General features: G+C 33.8%; 25 protein-coding genes and 1 tRNA gene. 6 read left to right on the top strand and 20 right to left on the bottom strand.

Features of this window, described 5'->3' with window-relative positions; translation table 11 throughout:
- Window position 1: 1 nt before the first annotated feature.
- Entirely contained in the window at window positions 2-214 is a 213-nt protein-coding gene (locus tag EU95_RS05020; RefSeq protein ID WP_032522023.1) for a hypothetical protein, read from the top strand.
- Here the strand turns inward: EU95_RS05020 and EU95_RS05025 are convergent.
- The gene (locus EU95_RS05025) at window positions 211-1119 is read right to left on the bottom strand and encodes a serine hydrolase (protein ID WP_032522021.1); all 909 of its coding nucleotides are present in this window, start codon (window positions 1117-1119) and stop codon (window positions 211-213) included. The genes EU95_RS05020 and EU95_RS05025 overlap by 4 nt on opposite strands.
- Window positions 1120-1122: 3 nt before the next feature.
- On the opposite strand from EU95_RS05025, the gene EU95_RS05030 reads away from it, so the two are divergent.
- On the top strand, window positions 1123-1881 hold the full coding sequence (locus EU95_RS05030) for a C40 family peptidase (protein ID WP_032522020.1): 759 nt from the start codon (window positions 1123-1125) through the stop codon (window positions 1879-1881).
- Window positions 1882-1946: 65 nt separating this feature from the next.
- Here the strand turns inward: EU95_RS05030 and EU95_RS05035 are convergent, their stop codons facing one another.
- Together EU95_RS05035 and EU95_RS05040 are read right to left on the bottom strand one after the other, a co-directional pair.
- Window positions 1947-2546, bottom strand: coding sequence for a photosystem I reaction center protein subunit XI (locus tag EU95_RS05035; protein WP_032522019.1), 600 nt, complete (start codon window positions 2544-2546; stop codon window positions 1947-1949).
- 27 nt (window positions 2547-2573) lie between these two features.
- The gene (locus EU95_RS05040; protein ID WP_002807990.1) at window positions 2574-2687 is read right to left on the bottom strand and encodes a photosystem I reaction center subunit VIII; all 114 of its coding nucleotides are present in this window, start codon (window positions 2685-2687) and stop codon (window positions 2574-2576) included.
- A gap of 92 nt (window positions 2688-2779) precedes the next feature.
- On the opposite strand from EU95_RS05040, the gene EU95_RS05045 reads away from it, so the two are divergent.
- A complete protein-coding gene (locus EU95_RS05045) occupies window positions 2780-3172 on the top strand; it encodes a hypothetical protein (protein ID WP_032522018.1) in 393 nt (130 codons plus the stop codon).
- Between the two features lie 4 nt (window positions 3173-3176).
- On the opposite strand, the gene EU95_RS05050 is transcribed toward EU95_RS05045, so the two are convergent.
- The 3 genes from EU95_RS05050 to psaA all read right to left on the bottom strand — a co-directional run bounded on the left by EU95_RS05050 (window position 3177) and on the right by psaA (window position 8782).
- Window positions 3177-4139, bottom strand: coding sequence for a glycosyltransferase family 2 protein (locus EU95_RS05050; protein WP_032522016.1), 963 nt, complete (start codon window positions 4137-4139; stop codon window positions 3177-3179).
- Window positions 4140-4243: 104 nt separating this feature from the next.
- Complete coding sequence (gene psaB, locus EU95_RS05055; RefSeq protein WP_032522014.1) at window positions 4244-6472, bottom strand: photosystem I core protein PsaB; 2229 nt, start codon at window positions 6470-6472, stop codon at window positions 4244-4246.
- Between the two features lie 27 nt (window positions 6473-6499).
- The gene (gene psaA, locus EU95_RS05060) at window positions 6500-8782 is read right to left on the bottom strand and encodes a photosystem I core protein PsaA (RefSeq protein WP_032522013.1); all 2283 of its coding nucleotides are present in this window, start codon (window positions 8780-8782) and stop codon (window positions 6500-6502) included.
- A 339-nt stretch (window positions 8783-9121) separates the two neighbouring features.
- On the opposite strand from psaA, the gene cobJ reads away from it, so the two are divergent.
- Both cobJ and EU95_RS05070 read left to right on the top strand, forming a co-directional pair.
- A complete protein-coding gene (gene cobJ / locus EU95_RS05065; protein ID WP_032522012.1) occupies window positions 9122-10918 on the top strand; it encodes a precorrin-3B C(17)-methyltransferase in 1797 nt (598 codons plus the stop codon).
- Between the two features lie 97 nt (window positions 10919-11015).
- Complete coding sequence (locus EU95_RS05070) at window positions 11016-11804, top strand: TIGR01548 family HAD-type hydrolase (protein ID WP_032522011.1); 789 nt, start codon at window positions 11016-11018, stop codon at window positions 11802-11804.
- A gap of 37 nt (window positions 11805-11841) precedes the next feature.
- On the opposite strand, the gene EU95_RS05075 is transcribed toward EU95_RS05070, so the two are convergent.
- Both EU95_RS05075 and alr read right to left on the bottom strand, forming a co-directional pair.
- A tRNA-Ser gene (locus tag EU95_RS05075) sits at window positions 11842-11930 on the bottom strand.
- A 61-nt stretch (window positions 11931-11991) separates the two neighbouring features.
- Window positions 11992-13191, bottom strand: coding sequence for an alanine racemase (alr, locus tag EU95_RS05080; protein ID WP_032522010.1), 1200 nt, complete (start codon window positions 13189-13191; stop codon window positions 11992-11994).
- A 17-nt stretch (window positions 13192-13208) separates the two neighbouring features.
- Here alr and EU95_RS05085 point away from each other — a divergent pair, with 17 nt between their 5' ends.
- Window positions 13209-13766 (top strand): HNH endonuclease, encoded by a 558-nt coding sequence (locus EU95_RS05085; RefSeq protein ID WP_032522122.1) that lies wholly within the window; start codon window positions 13209-13211, stop codon window positions 13764-13766.
- A gap of 7 nt (window positions 13767-13773) precedes the next feature.
- Here the strand turns inward: EU95_RS05085 and prfA are convergent, their stop codons facing one another.
- The 12 genes from prfA to secY form a co-directional block, all read right to left on the bottom strand.
- The gene (gene prfA / locus EU95_RS05090) at window positions 13774-14868 is read right to left on the bottom strand and encodes a peptide chain release factor 1 (protein WP_032522009.1); all 1095 of its coding nucleotides are present in this window, start codon (window positions 14866-14868) and stop codon (window positions 13774-13776) included.
- Between the two features lie 28 nt (window positions 14869-14896).
- Window positions 14897-15157, bottom strand: coding sequence for a 50S ribosomal protein L31 (gene rpmE / locus EU95_RS05095; protein WP_011819146.1), 261 nt, complete (start codon window positions 15155-15157; stop codon window positions 14897-14899).
- Window positions 15158-15170: 13 nt separating this feature from the next.
- A complete protein-coding gene (gene rpsI, locus EU95_RS05100) occupies window positions 15171-15581 on the bottom strand; it encodes a 30S ribosomal protein S9 (RefSeq protein ID WP_011377166.1) in 411 nt (136 codons plus the stop codon).
- Window positions 15582-15590: 9 nt separating this feature from the next.
- Window positions 15591-16022, bottom strand: coding sequence for a 50S ribosomal protein L13 (gene rplM / locus EU95_RS05105; RefSeq protein ID WP_032522008.1), 432 nt, complete (start codon window positions 16020-16022; stop codon window positions 15591-15593).
- Window positions 16023-16133: 111 nt separating this feature from the next.
- Complete coding sequence (gene truA, locus EU95_RS05110) at window positions 16134-16940, bottom strand: tRNA pseudouridine(38-40) synthase TruA (RefSeq protein WP_032522007.1); 807 nt, start codon at window positions 16938-16940, stop codon at window positions 16134-16136.
- Window positions 16941-16976: 36 nt separating this feature from the next.
- Complete coding sequence (rplQ, locus tag EU95_RS05115; RefSeq protein ID WP_032522006.1) at window positions 16977-17327, bottom strand: 50S ribosomal protein L17; 351 nt, start codon at window positions 17325-17327, stop codon at window positions 16977-16979.
- A 13-nt stretch (window positions 17328-17340) separates the two neighbouring features.
- Window positions 17341-18279 carry a DNA-directed RNA polymerase subunit alpha gene (locus EU95_RS05120; RefSeq protein WP_032522005.1) on the bottom strand — a complete coding sequence of 313 codons (939 nt, stop codon included), beginning with the start codon at window positions 18277-18279 and terminating at the stop codon, window positions 17341-17343.
- A 57-nt stretch (window positions 18280-18336) separates the two neighbouring features.
- On the bottom strand, window positions 18337-18729 hold the full coding sequence (gene rpsK / locus EU95_RS05125; RefSeq protein WP_032522004.1) for a 30S ribosomal protein S11: 393 nt from the start codon (window positions 18727-18729) through the stop codon (window positions 18337-18339).
- Window positions 18730-18774: 45 nt separating this feature from the next.
- Window positions 18775-19140 (bottom strand): 30S ribosomal protein S13, encoded by a 366-nt coding sequence (rpsM, locus tag EU95_RS05130; protein ID WP_032522003.1) that lies wholly within the window; start codon window positions 19138-19140, stop codon window positions 18775-18777.
- 41 nt (window positions 19141-19181) lie between these two features.
- Window positions 19182-19298 (bottom strand): 50S ribosomal protein L36, encoded by a 117-nt coding sequence (gene rpmJ / locus EU95_RS09415; protein WP_011377173.1) that lies wholly within the window; start codon window positions 19296-19298, stop codon window positions 19182-19184.
- A 42-nt stretch (window positions 19299-19340) separates the two neighbouring features.
- A complete protein-coding gene (locus EU95_RS05135) occupies window positions 19341-19892 on the bottom strand; it encodes an adenylate kinase (protein WP_032522001.1) in 552 nt (183 codons plus the stop codon).
- Window positions 19892-21211, bottom strand: a complete 1320-nt coding sequence (secY, locus tag EU95_RS05140; protein ID WP_032522000.1) for a preprotein translocase subunit SecY — start codon at window positions 21209-21211, stop codon at window positions 19892-19894. The genes EU95_RS05135 and secY overlap by 1 nt, the downstream gene beginning before the upstream one ends.
- Window positions 21212-21239: the final 28 nt, after the last annotated feature.

The following is a 21239-nucleotide window of genomic DNA, read 5'->3' as shown; positions in this document are numbered from 1 at the left end:
TATGAAAAAAAACGAACTTGAAAATCTTATTAAAGAAAATTTTAAAGATACAGCATTGCGTATTTATGAATTAGATAATGAAGATAGAAAAAGTTTATTAGCAGAATATAGAGAATGGATTATGAATGATTTAAATTTTGAAGAGGTAATGATGTTACCTTATGAAGCCTATACTGATAAATTAGATTCTAATTACCTAGACGATTTACTTTAGTCCTCAATAATATAACTCTTATTAAATTCATATACTTCTTTTCCTATTAATGGTAAGAAAGAACTATCTTTAGAGTATTTTTCTCCATTACAAAAAACGACTAATAAAGTTTGTAGAGATTTACTATTAGTCCACCAAGCCGAATCATGTCTAACTTCAGTCATTAAGCCTGCTTTACTCCAAAGGTTAATGTTTTCTGGTAATCCTTCACCCAAAAAACCATTTATTTGATTAAGAGAATCGTTTTTAAGAACAACTTTATTTAAATTTCTTTTTAAAAAACTTCGTAAATTTAAATCATTTTTTTGATAATCAATATGAATCATAATTTCCTCCAAAATCCTTGCAGCCGAATCAGAATTCATAGCGTTTCTGTTCTTATTATTATGTCCATAAAATTCTTTTTCACGACCAAATGGTCCATCATCCCAGGTCTTCTGACAGCAATTTATACCACTCAACTCCTCCCAATGTAAATCATGTAGCCAATCGTTTATTATGCTTCTTTGATATTTCCAATTTTCCCATAATTCGCCCTCAATACAGGGTCCACTTGTTGTTCCAGTAAGCAAATCAATTAAGAAGCTTGTCGCATTATTACTCGAGAAAGATAACATTTTCCTTACAGCATCAATAACTTCATCTGATAATAATAAACTTCCTTTTTTAATCCAATAATATGCAGCAAGGCCATAAACTAACTTGACTATGCTGGCAGGGTAAACCATTTTTGTATTATTAATACCAGTCCCAAAACCTTTAAATACACTTTTATTTTCACTTTTATAATTAATCCAAGTTATTGAAATATCTTCTCTTGAAAAATCTTTAATATAAGAGCATACTTTCCCTAAAATATCATTTAAGGCTAGACCCATCTCTTTACTTGAATAGTAAAAGGACATTGTATGGAAATTTATAAAAATCCTATCTCACTATTTAAGCAAACTAATTTTTCAAAAACTATTTGGTGGAAATTAAAAGTTAACATTTCTGGATATCAAAATGAAACAGAAGATAAATTAGTGACTGAAATATTCAAAAATAGAGTTTTTAGGCTAATTTATCCAAACATTTATCAACATAACCATAATTTTTCAAGAATATTAGTTCAACTATATGAAGATGGCTATGTCTGTTGGATAAATTTAGATGGATTGATTATTGAAGAATATGAATTAAATAAAACTGAGAGTTTAAAAAATGAACACTTCCTTATAAAAGATAAAATTGCCTCAATTTTAAATTGGATCAAGGATCAAGCTGAGTTAACTAATGAATACCTTTGGGGAGGCACATTAGGACCCAATTTTGATTGTTCCGGTTTAATTCAGACTGCTTTTTTAAAGCATCATATTCATATACCTCGAGACTCTTTTCAAATAAAAAGTTTTTGTAAACACCTTTTTTATTTCAAAGAATCATATGCGGCTCTTCAACCCGGAGATCTTTTATTTTTTGGAAATATAGAAAAATGTGATCATATTGGAATTTACAAAGGAGATGGCTTGTATTACCATAGCTCTGGAAAGGATTTTGGCAGAAATGGAATAGGATTAGATTCCCTAAAACAGTCTAATGATAAAATCTCATTGCATTATAAATCCAAGCTTATTTCGGCAGGAAGAGTTGTTAGAAATTATAGATGGGACAGAACAATACGTTAGTAAATAGAGCTCACCTTTTAATTTAAAATTAAATTTTAAATATTACTTATTCTTTTATTTAGGAATTACCCAGCAGTCCAAATATTTTTAATAATTGGCATTATTGTATCTAAGTGTAACGTCCCAACAAGTAGCCAAGCAAAAACAGCTCCTCCGCAGCCTCCTAACCAAAATCCACTTGTAAAATCAGCCCAACCAGCTCTTGTAAATAAGTCCTTTGGTGGATTATTAACAGTCGCATCTGGAGGCTGAACATTAGGTGCTTTACCGGGTGCATTATAAAGAACCAAAAGTGCTGTCAAAATATGAACAGCTCCAATAGCCGAGAGAAGTCCAGCAGTAAGAGCAAATTCAGAATTTCTTAGTGGGCCAGTCATAGTGAAAGGACCGTATAGGAGATATCCAAAAGCTGCTCCAGTTTCTAAGCCTCTAAAATTAGGAGAAATACCTTCTCTATAAAAAGGTAAATTATTTATAAAAGCTTTTGTAAAATAGCCACTATTAACTGGGGTAGCTAAATTACCAACACATGGATCAGCAACAGTTTTTACTGCCCATTGTTCTGCAACACCAATATCATTTGGTTGTACAGAAGTATCTATGTATTTCTCATCAAACTTAATTGAACTTGTTGATTCTGAAAATGATTTTTGAAAGTCGCTCATGTTTTTAATAGTTTAGTGTTTAATAATTTATTCAGTTGCTGTAATAAATCTTCCAATCAATACGATAAAAACAGCAGGCATTGCTATACCAATTAATGGAACAAATATTGAAGGTAAGAGACTTGGTAAATCAGATGGCATAGTTCTTTAAACATCTTTAAACACTTTAGTATTTATCTGCGAAATAGTGTTAATTTTATTACTGGATGATATAAAAATTATTAACTTTTTACATGTTAAATTTTTTCGCAATTATACTTATTTTTTTTATAGGAATATTACTTCTAGTTTTAAAAAGAAATAGCTTTAGAAAGTTAATAAATAAAGGCAAATTACATTCTGTTAAATTAAAAAAAAATAGAAAGAATAATAATAACCTTCTATCTAATAAAAAAAGTGTTTTATACAATCACGAAGAAAAAAAGTACTCATTATTTTATAAGAATTCTCAAAGAAATAAAATGTATAATCTTTTTAAAGGTAATACAGAAGACAAATTAAAAGCATTAAAAATTGCGGAAGAATTGGCTGATAAATCAACATTATCAATTTTAAGAAAAGGATTAAAAGATATGTCTCCTGAAGTGGTTGAAATTTCAGCTTTATTAATCAGAAGATTCAAGTAAAAATTCAATTTTGATTAGTACTACTTATTGACCTAACTCTATAAATTGGACGATTTTGACTTTCATGATATGTTCTAATTAAAAGTTCACTCAATAATCCAAAGCTAAATAATTGAACCCCGGCAATTCCTAATATTAATGCAAAAATTAGCAAAGGACGATTTCCAATATCCTCACCCATTATTTTTAAAACTATCAAATAAGAACTCATTGCAAGGCTAATGAAAATACTTATAATCCCTACAAAACCAAATCCATACATTGGTCTTGTTAAAAATTTAGTCATAAACCAAACAGTTAGTAAATCCATTAAAACTCTAAAAGTTCTATCGATGCCATATTTACTAGATCCATATTGCCTGCTTCTATGGTTGACTTTAATTTCTTTGATTCTTGCACCTTCAATATTTGCTAAAACGGGCAGAAACCTATGAAGTTCTCCATACAACTTAATATCATCTATTATTTCCTTCTTGAAAGCTTTTAATGAACATCCATAATCATGCAACTTCAAACCTGTTACGCGAGCAATTAATTTATTCGCTATTTTTGACGGTATCTTTCTATTAATTAATTTATCTTTTCTATCAAACCTCCATCCACAAACCAAATCGTAGCCATTATTAATTTCTGAAATTAATATCGGAATATCATTTGGATCATTCTGTAAATCACCATCCAAAGTAATGACAATATCGCCTTTAGAGTTATCAAAGCCAGCTGACATTGCTGCAGTTTGCCCATAATTTTTGCGAAGGGAAATCACTAACAATTCTTTAATTTTGAGAGTTAATTGTTTTAATACTTGTTGAGTATTGTCTTTAGAACCATCATTTACAACAATCAATTCAAAATTAAATTTATTTAATAACATTACATTTATAACTTCATCCAACAAAAAACCAATACTCTCACTTTCATTGAAAACAGGGATGATAATAGAAATTAATTGTTTTATGTCTGACATTTATTTTTGATATATTTATATAATTTTAACTTAATTTACAACATTAAAATTAAACAAAAAAAAATCACCACAGATGTGGTGATTTTAATTATTTAAAAATAAATTTAGCCAAACTTACCAGAAGTTGATGCGATAACAAATGCACCAAATGTAAGAATATTTCCAATGGTGAAATGGGCTAATCCAACTAATCTAGCTTGAACAATTGAAAGTGCAACTGGCTTATCTCTCCAGCCAACAAGGTTAGCAATTGGAGTACGCTGATGTGCCCAAACTAATGTTTCAATTAATTCTTGCCAGTAACCACGCCATGATATTAGGAACATGAAACCAGTAGCCCAAACTAAGTGACCGAATAAGAACATCCAAGCCCAAGGAGATAATGCGTTTACTCCAAATGGATTATATCCGTTAATAAGTTGAGCAGAATTTAACCAGAGATAATCTCTGAACCAACCCATTAAATAGGTCCCTGACTCATTGAACTGAGCAACATTTCCTTGCCATATTGCTAAGTGTTTCCAATGCCAGTAGAAAGTAACCCATGCAATTAGATTCAATGCCCAGAACATAGCCAAATACATAGCATCCCAAGAAGAACTATCACATGTACCTCCTCTTCCTGGACCATCACATGGGAATGCATAACCCAAATCTTTCTTGTCAGGAATTAATTTTGTACCTCTAGCATCAAGAGCTCCTTTAATAAGAATTAATGCAGTTGTATGAAGTCCTAGTGCAATAGCATGATGAACAAGGAAATCAGCAGGCCCGATAGGTAAGAAAGCACTTAATGCATCTTGCCTATTAATTAAATCCATCCAATAATGATTCCCAGGTAAAGAATTTGCTGCGACACTGGCAGCACTAGTAGGATCAGATAGTAAAGCATTGAAACCATACATCATTTTCCCCTGAGCGGCTTGAACAAACTGAGCAAATACAGGCTCAATTAAAATTTGTTTTTCTGGATTACCAAAGGCTACAACTACATCGTTGTGTACGTAAATACCTAAAGTGTGGAAACCTAATAGCATTGTTACCCAACTAAGGTGACTGATTAAAGCCTCTTTGGTACCTAATACTCTTGCTAGTACATTATCTCTATTTAATTCAGGGTCATAATCCCTTACAAAAAATATAGCTCCATGAGCAAACGCTCCAACCATCAAGAACATAGCTATGTATTGATGATGAGTATATAAAGCTGATTGTGTTGTGTAGTCTCTTGCGATAAATGCATATGAAGGGAGAGCTCCCATATGCTGAGCCACTAATGAAGTAGCTACTCCAAGAGCTGCTAGAGCTAAACCAAGTTGAAAGTGAAGTGAGTTAGTAACTGTTTCATAAAGACCATCGTGGTTTATACCAAAGCTTCCTTTATGAGGGTCTAAAGGGTGCCTTGTATTATGTGCTTCTGTAATTTCTTTAAGACTGTGTCCAATACCAAACGTATTTCTGTACATATGTCCAGCAATTATAAAGACTGTGCCAATAGCAATATGATGATGTGCAATGTCTGTTAACCATAAAGCTTCACTTTGTGGATGAAGACCTCCTAAAAATGTAAAGATAGCAGTTCCAGCACCTTCTGCTGTTCCAAATACTTGGTCTAAAGAATCAGGATTTTGAGCATATGCTCCCCAATTAAGCGAGAAGAAAGGCCCTAACCCTGCAGGATGAGGGAGAACAGTTAACCAATTATCCCAACCTACATGTATGCCTCTAGATTCAGGTATTGCCACATGAACTAAATGTCCTGTCCAAGCGATGCTACTAAATCCAAATAATACCGCAAGATGATGGTTTAATCTAGATTCGTTATTTTTGAACCAAGCTAGTGATGGTCTAAATTTTGGTTGTAAATGTAACCAGCCTGCAAATAAAGTCCAGCAAGCCAAAATACTCATAAATATAGATGCCTGAAATAGCTGTTCATTTGTTCTCATACCAATTGTGTACCACCAATGGTATAGGCCAGAATAAGCAACATTGACTGGACCATCAGCTCCAGCTTGAGTCATTGCTTCAGTAATTCCAGTTCCAAAGTGAGGGTCCCAAATAGCATGGGCAATTGGACGAACATGAGTTGGATCAAGTACAAATTGCTCAAAATTACCTTGCCAAGCAATATGAAATAAGTTACCAGCTACCCAGAGGGCTATTATTGCCAGGTGACCAAAATGTGTAGAGAAAAGCTTCTGATAGAGCTTTTCTTCAGTCATACCATCATGACTCTCAAAGTCATGCGCAGTAGCTATTCCGTACCATATTCTTCGAGTTGTTGGGTCCTGAGCTAGACCCTGGTTAAATGATGGAAATTTAGTTGCCATTGAATTAAAAAGGTGAAGTTCAGATAATTAGCCCAGCCCGAAAAGGCGAGCATGGAAGAAAGCCCATGTGGTAGCAATACCACCGACGAGGAAGTGGGTTACACCTACTGCGCGTCCCTGAGTGATAGATAATGCTCTGGGTTGGATTGTGGGTGCAACTTTGAGTTTGTTGTGAGCCCACAATATTGATTCGAACAATTCTTGCCAATAACCTCTTCCACTGAAGAGGAACATTAAACTGAATGCCCAAATGAAGTGTGCACCTAAGAACATCAAACCATACATACTAATTGACTGGCCATAACTAGTTAGGACCTGTGAAGCCTGAGCCCACAAGAAATCTCTCAGCCAACCATTTATAGTGATGGAACTTTGAGCAAAGTTACCTCCAGTAAGTCCCCAAACATCACTCTGCATTTTCCAAGAGAAGTGGAATATAACAATAGAGATGGTGTTATACATCCAGAAAGTGGCAAGAAATACATGGTCCCATGAAGAAACTTGGCATGTACCTCCTCTTCCTGGTCCATCACAAGGAAATCTAAATCCTAATGAAGCTTTATCAGGAATTAACCTTGAATTTCTTGCGTATAGAACTCCCTTAAGAAGGATTAGTAATGTTACATGAATTTGGAAAGCATGAATATGGTGGATCATTAAATCTGCAGTTCCAAGGGGTATTGCTTTCATAGCAACTTTTCCACCAATAGTTATAGTATCGCCATTAAATACTTGACTTACTCCGTTACCTTCTAAAAGCGTTGTACCAATTCCAGAAGATTGAATATTTTGTACCCATTGAGCAAAAATAGGTTGGAGTTGAATTGCTTTATCACTAAACATATCTTGAGGTCTTCCTAAAGCTCTCATAGTGTCATTGTGAATATAGAGTCCAAAACTATGAAAACCTAACCACATACAAACCCAATTAAGGTGGCTAATGATAGCATCTCTAGCTTTTAGTATTCGGTCTAGAACATTACCAATATTTTTTGCAGGATCATAATCTCTAACCATTGCGATACCTGCATGAGCACCTGCTCCAACTATAAATAAAGCACCAATCCACATATGATGTGTAAATGTTCCTAAAACAGTCATGTAATCTATCGCCATATAGGGATAAGGAGGCATTGCGTACATATGGTGAGAAACAATTATGGTTATTGAACCTAGCATTGCTAAATTCACTGAAAGCTGTGCATGTCTGCTTTCTGCCATAAATTCGAATAGACCTTGATGACCCTGAGGGGCTGGAAATAAGATCGGATCACCTTGATGAGCATCTAATATTTCTTTCATGCTATGACCAATTCCGTAATTGGTTCTATACATATGACCTGCGATTATAAATAAAACTGCTATTGCAAGATGGTGATGAGCAATATCTGTCATCCATAAACTACCAGTTACTGGATTAAGGCCTCCTTTGAAGGTTAGAAAATCTGTAAAAGCAAACCAATTCAAACTAAAAAAGTTTCCAGTACCACTTGCCAAACCAGGAAATATTTGACCAACAATCTGAGGGTCGCAAAGCTGGTGAGGCATTGGAATATCAGCAATTGACGCTATCTCTTTGCCGTCAATTATTAGAGGAGTACCTGCATCAATAGCATCTAAAAGAGCTGCTGTAGGTGCACCAATATGGATACAGTGACCTGCCCAAGCTAGAGAACCTAATCCTAAAAGACCAGCTAAATGATGGTTCATCATAGATTCTACGTCTTGGAACCACTCCATTTTTGGGGCTGCTTTGTGATAGTGAAATATACCAGCATGAAGCATTAATGCAGCCATAACCACAGCTCCGATAGCCAAAGCCATTAGTTCTGATTCATTTGTGATGCCCCAAGCTCTCCACATTTGGAATATTCCTGAGCTTATTTGTATTCCGTTGTAGTTTGCACCAAGATCTCCATTAAGCATCTCTTGACCAACAATCGCCCATACTTGCTGAGCGCCAGGTTTAACATGTGTCGGATCAGCTAACCAACCTGTGTAATTAGAAAATCTAGCACCATGAAAAAATGCGGCACTCATCCATATAAAAATTACAGCTAAGTGTCCAAAATGGGCTGAAAATATTTTTCTTGTAGCTTCTTCTGCATCTCCAGCATGAACATCAAAATCATGAGCGTCTGCATGTAAATTCCAGATCCAAGTTGTAGTTTTTGGACCCTTGGATAGTTTACTTGACCAGAAACCTGGTTTATCTAATTTGGCAAAATCAATTGGTTTTGGATCAGCCTTAACTGGTGATTCCAAAATCTTCTTGTTTTTTTCTCCACTTTCTGGTGGGCTGATGGTCATCTAGCACCTCTAAGTAATAAGTCCTTAAGTAGATTTTCTGAACCTAAAAGCCTACATTCATTAATATTAAACTTTTTAGGAACGAACCAATCAAAATAAGAATTTTGGTTACCAAAAATAATAAGCGAAAGATTCTTTGATCATGTGACAAAGTAACAAATGTTTCACTGTTTGTTACTTTTCTCTTTTTTTGCAAGATCTATTAATATGACTGGGCTTTGAGTATATATACCCATTTATACTGGAAAATATCTTAAATATTTTTTTATATTTGACTAAAATTATTTTTCTATGCACTAACAGGATATAATTTCATCATACCAAAAATTAAATTTTAATTTGAAAGGCATTGCGATAGGTCTATCTAATAATTCAAAAGAAATTTTAAAAAGGCTAAAAAAAACAGAATTTGTCAAGGAAATATATATTGCAGGTTCTTCAAAAGAGGATGGAAAGGAAAATGAGCATATTCAGGTACAAAAACCTAGAGAAATCTTACTAAAAAAATGGCAGGAGATAGATTTAATAATTTTTATAGGCTCAATTGCTGCATCAATACGCATAATAAATTCTTTTTTAACCTCTAAAGAAAAAGATCCTGGTGTAATAGTCATAGATAAAAAATGTACCAAGATAGTTCCTTTAATTGGCTTACATCAGTCAAATACGCAAAATATTGCATGTCAAATTGCTAATTTTCTTGGTGGCGAAATAATAGAAACTAATAATTCAAATGATCAAAGCTTCTTAAATCTTGATGCATTTGGGAAGCAATGGGGTTGGGGAAGATCTGGCAAAATAAAGGATTGGTCAAAACTAGTAATTAAACAAGCTAAGAACGAAGAAATATTTTGCAAACAATTATCTGGTAATAGCTTATGGAAAACTTCAGAATCAGGGGAGATTATTAATCAAATTAACGAAAAGGAAATTGAAGAACCAGATTCAACATTTCATGTGAGTATATTCAAAAATCATGCAACAACTTGGCATCCGCCGGTACTATGGATTGGCATTGGATGTGAAAGAAATACAAGTAAGGAATTAATAGCAAAATCTTTAAATAATTTAATGGAGTCAAGAAATTTATCACAGCAATCAATTGCCGGAATTGCAACGGTTAATATTAAAAAAGATGAGAAAGGAATTTTAGAACTTGCTGAAGAAAAAAACTTGCCTATTAAGTTTTTTAGTAAAGAAAATCTTTCAACAATAATTGTTCCAAATCCTTCAAGTATTGTAGAAAAAGAAATTGGCACCCCTTCTGTAGCGGAAGCTTCTTGCTTACTCGCAGCAGGAGAAGAATCAAAATTATTAGAAGAAAAAAGAATTTTTAAAAATCAATCTGGGGCAGTATCTATCGCCGTAGCAGAATCAAAAAATCAATATAATCCAACTCATGGCGAAATACATATTATTGGGAGTGGGCCTGGTGATATCTCCTTCCTAACCAGTAATGCCAAAAAAGCACTTTCAAGATGTAGTGTTTGGATTGGATATAAGATGTATTTAGATTTGATTAAACCCTTAAAAAGGAGTGATCAAGTATTCATTGAAAGTAAACTTACTCAGGAAAAGGAAAGATGCATTAAAGCTATTAAACTGGCCGAAGAAGGAATAAAAGTAGCTTTAATTTCGTCAGGTGAATCTGGATTTTATGGAATGGCGGGTTTGCTTTTGGAGTTACTTCAAAGAATCGAAAAAGAATATAGACCTTACTTTGAAGTTCATCCTGGTATAAGTAGTGTTCAATTAGCTGCTGCACTTAGTGGAGCACCACTAATGAATGACTTTTGTTCAATAAGCTTAAGTGATAAGTTAACTCCATGGTCTTTAATAGAAAGAAGAATTGAAGGAGCTCTTCTAGGTGATTTTGTCATAGCTCTATTTAATCCTCAATCAATCGAAAGAAATTGGCAGCTAATAAGTGTAGTTGATCAATGTTTAAAATCCAGGCCAGATAATACTCCCGTTTTAATAGCTAGACAAGTAGGTAGAGAAAATCAATCAAAAAAGTTTTTCACTTTAAAAACTATCCCTTTTAAAGAAATAGATATGTTATCAATAATAATTATTGGCAATTCTCAAACAACATTAATAGATGAAATCTTTCTTACTCCTAGAGGATATTTATAACATTAAGTTTAAATAATAAATAAATTATTCAAAGAATTTTTTCTTTGCTTTTTTTTAATAAGAATACTAATCTTCTATATAAGGTTTCAAAATTTCATTGAAAAATATTGGTTTAATTTTATTCGACATAGATGGTGTAATACGTAGCGTTGAGAACAGTTACAGACTTTCATTAAAAAAAACAGTCTACAAATTTTCGGGGTGGGAGCCAAGTTCTATGGATATTGATAATGCCAAAAATGAAGGGATATGGAATAATGACTGGGATTTAAGTTTAGAATTTATAAAAAGATTTAAAAAGAAAAGAAACTTAAATATTGAAATACCTCCCAGAGAGGAAATAGTTAAGTGTTTTGAAGAACTTTACTTTGGAGGTGATCCAAATGAAGATAGCAAATATTGGTCTGGATTCATAACGAATGAGGATTTATTAGTTGATAAAAAGTTTTTTGATTTATTAGAAAGCAATGGAATAATTTGGGGTTTTGTTAGTGGTGCAGAATCTGCCTCTGCAAAATTTGTTTTAGAAAAAAGACTTGGGCTTAAATCACCTCCATTAATATGTATGGGAGATGCCCCGGACAAGCCTGATCCTAAAGGATTTATTGAATTATCTAAAAAACTTATTGGAGGTAAACTTGGTACATCAAATATTCCTATTGGATATGTAGGAGATACTATTGCAGATATAAATACAGTTATTAACGCTAAAAAAGAAATGCCATCTCAGAAATTCATAAGTATTGGAATAGCTCCGCCTCATTTACATTCAAAGTCTCGATTAAATGAACGTAAATCATATGAAAAAAATCTACAGGATGCTGGGGCGGACTTAATTTTAAATTCTATTAACGACCTAAAATCTATTAATCTTGACTTATTTTAAAAAAATATAAATTAAAATAGATTTTCTTTATTAATTACGGAGAGGGAGGGATTCGAACCCTCGACAAAAGTTACCTCCTGTAACTCCTTAGCAGGGAGCCGCTTTCAACCACTCAGCCACCTCTCCAGTTCTTATACATTATCAATTTTTATGCAAACATTCAAAATTTTTTATTTAATCGAAATGTCTAATCAACTTGCACTCTGGGCAATCTATTATTAAAAGAACAAAGAATTTCCCATGGAATTGTGTTAGATTCTTTAGCCCAATCAACAGGAGAAATTATTTTGTCTCCATCAGATCCTAGTAATACCATGGTACTGCCAATTTTTATGTCATTTGAACCTGTTATGTCAACCATCATTTGATCCATAGTTATAGATCCAACTTGGGGATAAAGTTTATTATTGTGGATAACATTTATCTTGCCTGAGAGATTTCTTGAGACTCCATCTGCATAACCAATACTTAAAACAGCCAACTTAGTTTTTCTACTACTTACAAAGTTTCCTCCGTAACTTACACTTACCCCTTGATCAATAATTCTTATAAAAGCTACTTTAACCTTCAAAAATAAAGCTGGTTTAAGTGATAAATTTTTATCTATTTTTGCTAAAGGACTATAGCCATACATAGAAAGTCCAACACGTACCATATGAAAATGAAATTTTTCATGAAGGAGCATGCCTGCAGAATTCGCTAAATGAGTTTTGATATTGTGATTACTATCAACATTAATTTGCTTTAATAATTCCTGAAACTTAAGTCTTTGTAATTGTGTACTACTTTTAGGATCTAATGAATTATATTCATCTGCAGATGATAAATGACTATAGATTCCCTCTATGCAAATATTTTCAAAAGATTTTATTTTTTCAAATTGTTGAACAAATTTATCAGATTCAAATCCTAATCTTGACATTCCAGTATCAACCTTAAGATGTAAAGAAAATTTCAACCCGAAGTGCTTCCCAATATTATTACAAATTAAACACTCTCTTATACTACTTACGGTTGGCATAAGATCATTCTTGAAGGAAATTATTAAATCCCTTTTCTTGTAAAGATTACCGAGAATAAGAATTGGTTTTTTAACTCCAGCAGAACGAAGCCTAATACCCTCTTTTAAAGTGGCAACGCCTAATTGTGAAGCTCCCCCTTTGATAGCGTATTCAGATACTACTTTTGCATCATGTCCATATCCATCAGCTTTAACAACTGCCATAAATTGACAATCTTTACTTAACTTCGACCTTAACTGCCTTACATTTGCTTCAAGTGCTTTACCTTTGACTTCAATCCATGCTCTTTGTTTTGGATCAATATCTTTTTCAAAAGTTGGATATTTATCAAAATTAAATCCCTGATTTGTTGGCCGAATTTGCATTAACTTTGCACAATTATATGCGCTTATTGAAATATACAGTTAGCATGACATGTAAATTGTATTTTGGCATGGGCCAGACTCTAGTTCTAAATGCATCTTATGAACCTTTAAATATCACTTCTTGGAGAAGAGCGGTTATTTTGATGATCAAAGGTAAGGCAGAAAGCTTAGAGGAAGATAAATCATATTCGATACATTGTGGACGCAAGTTGCCTACAGTTATAAGACTTAGATACTACGTCAAAGTTCCTTTTAGGGAGGTTTCTTTAACAAGAAAAAATATACTTCTAAGAGATAATAACGCTTGCCAATACTGCAACTATAGAGGCAGTGATTTATCTATTGATCACGTTTTACCCAGAAGCAGAGGTGGAACTGATAATTGGGAAAATGTTACTACAGCTTGTCTTAGGTGTAATGTGCAAAAAGGTAACCGAACCCCAGAAGAGGCAAATATGCCTTTACGAAGAAAGCCTTATCGACCACTTAGTAATCTCAATTTTGAGGCTACAAGACAAATTGACTCTGGGAGACATAAAGAATGGAGTAAATACGTCATAGGAGTGACAATATAATAAAATCCTAATTAGCTTCGTTATTAAATTCTTCCATCATTCTCTTTTGTTCCTGAGCTATGCAGGCATCAATCACTTCATCCAATTGACCAGCGAGAATTGGTTCTAGAGAAAAATTTGAACCTAATCTATGATCTGTTGTCCTATTATCTTTAAAATTATAAGTCCTAATTTTTTCACTCCTATCACCTGTTCCAACCTGCGAAAGTCTTTGTGATCTTTCTTTGGCATTAGCTTCTTTTAATTGAATTTCATATAATTTAGCTCTCAAAATTTCCATTGCGCGTTCACGATTTTGCAATTGTGATCTCTCTTGAGTACAAAAAACTCTTATTCCTGTAGGCTTATGGAGAAGATCAATAGCAGTCTCTACCTTATTTACATTTTGACCCCCTGCACCACCTGATCTCGCTGTACCAACCTCTAAATCGGTTGGATCAATCTTAACCTCAACAGGATCAGCCTCAGGCATGACTGCAACTGTAGCTGTAGAAGTGTGAACTCTACCTTGAGATTCAGTAGCTGGCACTCTTTGGACTCTGTGTACACCAGCCTCGAATTTAAGTTGACTATATACAGAATCTCCCTTAACTGAGATAACTAATTCCTTAAATCCTCCCATATCTGACTCTGAGGAACTAACAGGTTTTACAGACCATCCTATTTTTTGTCCATATCTTTCATACATTCTTGCTAAATCACCCGCCCAGATACAAGCCTCGTTACCTCCAGCACCGGCTCTGATTTCTAACATTACACTTCTCTCATCTCTTGGATCTTTAGGCAATAAAGCAATTGTGGTTTTTTGAATCAGTTCATTCTTACATTCCTCTAGGATTATTAACTCCTCATTTATCAAAGATTCCATTTCTTTATCATTTCTATTCTCTTTTAAAAGATTTTTTGAATCTTCGATTTCTTTATCAGTATCAAGCAACTTATTAAAATCAATCACTAAAGGTTCCAATTTTGACCTCTCTCTAGCTATAGATTCTAATTTTTTTGGATCATTAGCTATATCAGGGTCTGCAAGCTGCACTTCCAAATTTGCAAAACTTTCTGCAGCAGTTTTCAACCTTGCAATTAATGTTGAGTATTCCAATTGAAATTATGCTTATTTTTTAAAAATTCTATTTTTTAGAATCTTTTTCTTCTTTTTGCTCTTTCGATGTAGCTGAATTAGCTGAACCCATTCCATATTTTTTCATAAATCTATCAACCCTACCTTCTGTATCAAGAATTTTCTGAGTTCCAGTAAAGAAAGGATGATTGCCGCTCCATACATCAACATGTAATTCAGGCTGGGTTGAACCTGTAGTCATTACAACTTCTCCATTACAAATAACCTTTGCATCTGGATACCATTTTGGGTGGATTTCTGATTTTGGCATAATTAAAATTCCTTTAACGTTTAGAGAATTGTGGAGCTTTTCTTGCTTTTTTAAGACCATATTTCCTTCTTTCCTTTGCTCTAGGATCTCTACTAAGATGGCCTTCAGTTTTTAGAGGTTTCCTGTTGTCGGGAGATAATTCGCAAAGTGCTCTTGCTGCTCCTTGCTTAATAGCATCTGCTTGGCCTGTCAATCCACCACCAAAAACGTTTACCAGAATATCATAAGAATTTTCAAGGCCTAACGTTTGCAAAGGTGCTTTTATTGAATTTAAGTGAAGAGGATTAAAGTTTAGGTAATCATCGCCTGAACGACCATTAATTTTTATTTGTCCATTACCAGGGATCAAGCGAACTCTAGCTACTGAAGTTTTTCTTCTTCCAGTTCCCCAATACACAGCTTTGTTTTTTATTTGACTATTCATTTTGATAAATTAACAACTTAATAATACAGGATTCTGAGCAGCATGAGGATGATCAGCACCTTTATAAACTTTTAGTTTTTTAAATTGTTGTCTTCCCAAAGAGTTATGTGGCAGCATACCCTTAACAGCTTGCTCGATGATTCTTTCAGGAATTCTCTCTTGAAGAGACTCAAATTTTTCAATTTTCATTCCTCCTGGCCTACCAGAATGTCTTCTATACAATTTTTGTGATGCTTTTTTACCTGTTACCTCAACTTTCTCGGCGTTTACTACAATGACAAAATCTCCAGTATCTAGATGAGGAGTAAATGTTGGTTTATTCTTACCCCTTAATACAGTTGCAATTTCTGTAGCAAGTCTGCCAAGCGTCTTATCTTTTGCGTCAACTAGAAACCAATTTCTTTCAATGGTTTCTAAAGATGGAGTAATTGTTTTATTCATTTACCAAATCTATGCAAATAAATTTAAAGTTAATATTAAATTCTACCTTATTGGAGGAATATTGAACAACAATTTTGTGTGATTTACAAAAATTTGATTAATTCAACTTCCTTAAGAAAAACCTTTGATTAAAAATACTGGAAAAAAATCATTGTTATTAATCTTTTGAAAAACATTTTCTTCATAAACAGCATTGATAAAACATAACCCCTTAGCTGGAGCAGATTCTTTAACATCATTTTTCTTTTTGTTTACCCATCTATGAGTAAAAATTTCTGGCGATATTTTTTTTTCTCCAACTAACACTAGTTGACCAACAATTAAACGAACCATTCCATATAGAAAACCAGTAGCTTTAATATCAACTAAAATCAAATCCTCCACTCTTTTAATATCTATTTTTTTTATTTTTGTAATGGAGTTTTTCCTGTTACTTCGACTTTTTTGAAAAGCAAAAAAATCATGCTCTCCTTCCATTCTCTTTGATGCATTTGACATTAAAACTTCATCTAATACTTTTTGGTATCTATGCCACGACCAATTATTGATGAACAAGTTAGAAAATTTACTGTTATTAATGACATATCTATAATGTCTATACAATGCTGAATAGCATGAATGCCAACAATCTTTAACCTCAACTGATTCCAAGATTCTAATTGTTGAAGGTAAAAGACTATTTAAAATATCAGAATAACTATTTCCTGGTATAACACAATCACTATCAAAATGTACTACCTGCCCTGATGCATGAACCCCTGCATCAGTCCTACCTGCCGCAAAAGTCTTTACTGAATGATTTGTAATCTTAAAGAGAGTTCTGTCTAAAATTTCTTGAACTGTAATTGCATTTTTTTGTTTTTGCCAACCTGAATAATTAGAACCATCATATTGGACTAATAAAGCAACCCTTTTCAAAAGTTATTTAAAAATAAAGAATCTTTAGAAACTAACTTAAACAAGCTCAATTATAGCCATCTGAGCATTATCACCTTTTCTAGAAACGGTTCTTACTATGCGTGTATAACCGCCTTTTCTATCCCCATATCTTTCGTTTGCTTTTTCAAAAAGAGAGTGAACTAATTTCTTATCATAAATATATCCAATAGCTCTTCTTCTAGAAGCCAAGCTTCCTTCTTTAGCAAGTGTAATCATCCTTTCGGCTTCGTTTCTTAAAGCTTTCGCTCTAGCTTTTGTTGTCGTTACTCTACCTTCTTTAATTAATTGTGTAGTCAAACCTCTTAGAAGTGCTTTCCTTTGGTCAGCAGGTTTACTTAATAATGGGATTCTAAGTTGGTGTCTCATAATCTTAAAAATGTTAAACAGAGGTTCTGCTTTGTGGAATAGAAATTCCAATACGCTCAAGAGCTTCAATAACCTCATCTGCAGATTTAGATCCAAAGTTCTTAATTTCAAGAAGATCTTCGTAGCTAAAGCCCATTAAATCAGAAACTGAATTAACTTGTGCTCTTTTAAGGCAATTATAAGCTCTTACGGACAAATTTAGTTCCTCAAGAGGAATTTGTGCTTCAGGAGATGGTTCAGGTTCTTCTGGGATTTCCTCAACCATTGTAACAGTAGCTAGAGGTTGAAATAGTTCTATCAACTGGTTTGCAGCTTCAGCGATAGCATCATCAGGACTTGTTGATCCATCTGTAACTACTTCCATTTTTAATCTTTCTCTTCCTGTTCCACCTTCTGCCACAGCAGTTTCATCAATCGTAAAATTAACTCTTTTAACTGGCATAAAAACAGCATCTATTTGGAGTAAATCAATAGCAGTAGTTTCTTCACTCTTACGATCTACTGGTCTATATCCCACACCTCTCTCAACATGAATTTCTAACTCTAGATTATGCCCCTCCTGGATAGTTGCAATTGGTTTTTCACCATCAACAATTTCAACTTGTGATGAGAATTGAATATCATTCGCTTTAACCTCCATTGGACCACTTGCCACTAATCTCCCGATTTCAAGCTCTGGATTAGAACTATTAATTGATAGTTGCTTACAATTGAGAAGAATATCTAAAACATCTTCTCTAACTCCAGGAATAGTTGCATATTCATGGTTAATTCCCGCTATTCTCACTGCAGTAACTGCACTTCCTTCAAGTCCTCCCATGAGGACTCTTCTAAGCGAATTACCCAAAGTTGTAGCTTGTCCTCTTTCTAGAAGGCCAATTAAAAAAGTTCCTGTTTGGGAGCGATCATCTGCTATTTGATGGTCGATTCTGTCAATTTGGTATTGCAACACGGAAAAAATGATGTTAAAAAGTTTTTTTTGGGGGGGGGGTTCGGAGATAGTTAGGATCTAAACGCGTCTTCGTTTAGGTCTTCTACATCCATTATGCGGTAATGGTGTTACATCTCTTATTAGAGTTATTTCTAAACCGGCCACTTGTAAAGCTCTTATGGCGGTTTCCCTACCTGAGCCAGGACCTCTTACTAAGACTTCTATTTGTCTCATCCCTTGATCAAGTGCTCTTCTAGCTGCTGCTTCAGCTGCTGTTTGTGCGGCAAATGGAGTCCCTTTTCTTGCTCCTTTAAATCCACTAGCTCCTGCAGAAGACCAAGAAATTACATGACCAGAAGTATCAGTAATTGAAACAATAGTGTTATTAAATGTGCTTTGAATATGTACCACACCGTTTGGTACATTTCGTTTAGATTTCTTTGAACCTGATTTTTTTACTGTAGCTGGCATGATTTTTTTTATTTAATATTGGAATTTGTGAATAGATTTAGTTAATTATTTTTTCCTTCCAGCAACTGTTTTTCTTGAGCCTCGTCTTGTTCTTGCATTAGTTCTAGTTCTTTGGCCCCTAACAGGAAGACTCATTCTATGTCTTCTTCCTCTAATACAACCTATATCTTGTAGACGTTTTAGGGCCATTCCTTCTTTTCTTCTCAAATCTCCTTCTAAAGTAAACTCCTCTGTAGCACCTCGAAGTTTTTGAACATCAGAATCTGAAAGATCTTTCACACGAATATCTGGGTTTACACCCGTATTAGCAAGAATTAGCTTTGATCTAGTTAAACCAATTCCATAGACGTATGTAAGTGCAATTTCAACTCGCTTTTCGCGAGGTATGTCAATTCCTGCAATCCTGGCCACGTGTTTTGAGTAAGTAAAAGGTTGAATTAAAGGGTTAAAATTTAACCCTGACGTTGTTTATTGCGAGGTCTTTTCTTGTTTATAACATAGATTTTACCTCTTCTCCTCACGATCTGATCGTCAGGACTAATTTTTTTGACTGAGGATCTGACCTTCATAGGGGTTTTGCAAATAAAACATTAATACTATATTCTACATCATCACCTAGCCATTTTATGTTTGATATCAGATGAAATAGTTTTTAAATCTCTATCAGCATCAATATACTCTAGCAATGAGAGATCTTTAAAATATTGAATCAATGGTTCGGTAGTTTTTTTATAGATATCAACCCTTGTTCTAATAGTATCTTCAGTATCATCTTTTCTACCTCTTAAAAGCAAACGCTTAATTAATACCTCTTCTGGAATATCTAAGTAAAAAACCATTTCCAAAGGTTGATTTATTTCAGTTAAGACCTCATTTAATGAATTTGCTTGAGATAGATTTCTTGGGTAGCCATCTAAAATCCAGCCTTTATTATTCTTGTCTAAATTTTGTCTTACTATATTTAATACAAGTTCATCACTAACAAGTTCCCCTTTATTAATAATATCTTTTACCTGAATACCAAGAATACTATTCATTTCGATTTCTTTTCTTAATAGTTCACCAGTAGAAAGGTGTAAGTAAGAAGTAGTTTGACTTAGCAATTCTGCTTGAGTCCCTTTCCCTGCTCCAGGAGCTCCCAAAAATAGTAAATGCTTCTTCATTAATTATTAATTAATCCTTCATACCTTTGAGAAATAACATAAGTTTGAATTTGCTTGGCAGTATCAATCGCAACACCTACTAGAATAAGTAAAGAAGTTGCTCCTAAACCTTGAAAAGTCTGCACATTTGTAGCTCTTTCTACTGCAGCTGGGATTATAGCTACTGAACCCAGAAATAATCCTCCCAATAATGTCAACCTATTTTGTATACCTGATAGATAATTTGCTGTATTAGTTCCTGGTCTAACTCCTGGTATCGCTACTCCTCCTTTCTTTAAATTAGAAGCTACATCAACCGGATTAATAGTAAGAGATGCATAAAAATAGGAGAACCCCAAAATCAAGGAGAAGAAAGTAAGTGCATATGGCCATGGATTAGAAGATCCTGGATTTAAACTACTCGCCAGTTTGATTAAGACTGGATTTCCCGTAACATTTGCAATAGTTATTGGCAAAAAGATTAAAGCAGATGCAAATATAATAGGCATAACTCCACCCGCATTTAATTTTAAAGGTAAATAACTTTGCCTTGTAGGAAGTAGTGTTGAATTTCCTATTTGCCTTTTTGCACTGACAATAGGAATCCGTCTTGCTCCCTCTTGGACAAAAATGATCCCAACAATTGTCAGTAAAAATACTCCAAGTAGAACTACTATACCTAAAACATCTCCTCTGTCACCGGTTTGAGCTTTTTCAATAGTAGAACTCAAAGCCTTTGGTAAAGTCGAAACAATATTCAAAAAAATTACCAATGAAGCGCCTTGACCTATCCCTTTCTCAGTAATAATTTCACTAAACCACATCACTAACATTGAGCCAGTAACAAGGGCAATAGAGGTTTGCAAAACAAATGTAGTTTCGCTTATACCCTGAATTGCATATTGTTTAAGAATTAAAGAAAAAATAATGCTTTGCAGAAAACCCCACCCTAAAGATACATATCTCGTTATTTGAGCGATTTTTCTCCTGCCAGCTTCTCCTTCATTTTTTTGTAAATCTTCAAGAACAGGTAATGAAGCTGTAAGAAGCTGAATAATAATTGATGCATTGATAAAAGGAAGTATGCCTAATGCAAATATTCCTAGGGTTGAAATTCCTCCTCCAGTAAAAATATCTAAAAAACCTATTAATTGACCCCCTTGATCTATAAAACTTTTAAAAGCAATTCTATCAATACCTGGCATAGGAATATAGATACCAAGCCTCACTAAAAGAAGAAGGCCCAAAGTTGTTAAGACTCTACTCCTTAGCTCTTTATTTAAAAATAGTTGAGATAGTATTTCAGAAGCGCTAGGATTTCTACTTTTGTTGACAAACATTTCAAAGCTAAACTAAATTTTTGAATAA

This window comes from Prochlorococcus marinus str. MIT 9201 (genome assembly GCF_000759955.1).
GTDB classification, from domain to species: Bacteria; Cyanobacteriota; Cyanobacteriia; order PCC-6307; family Cyanobiaceae; genus Prochlorococcus_A; species Prochlorococcus_A marinus_G.
The sequence above is the reverse complement of the archived record's forward strand: the minus strand, read 5'-3'. Positions and strand labels throughout refer to the sequence as shown.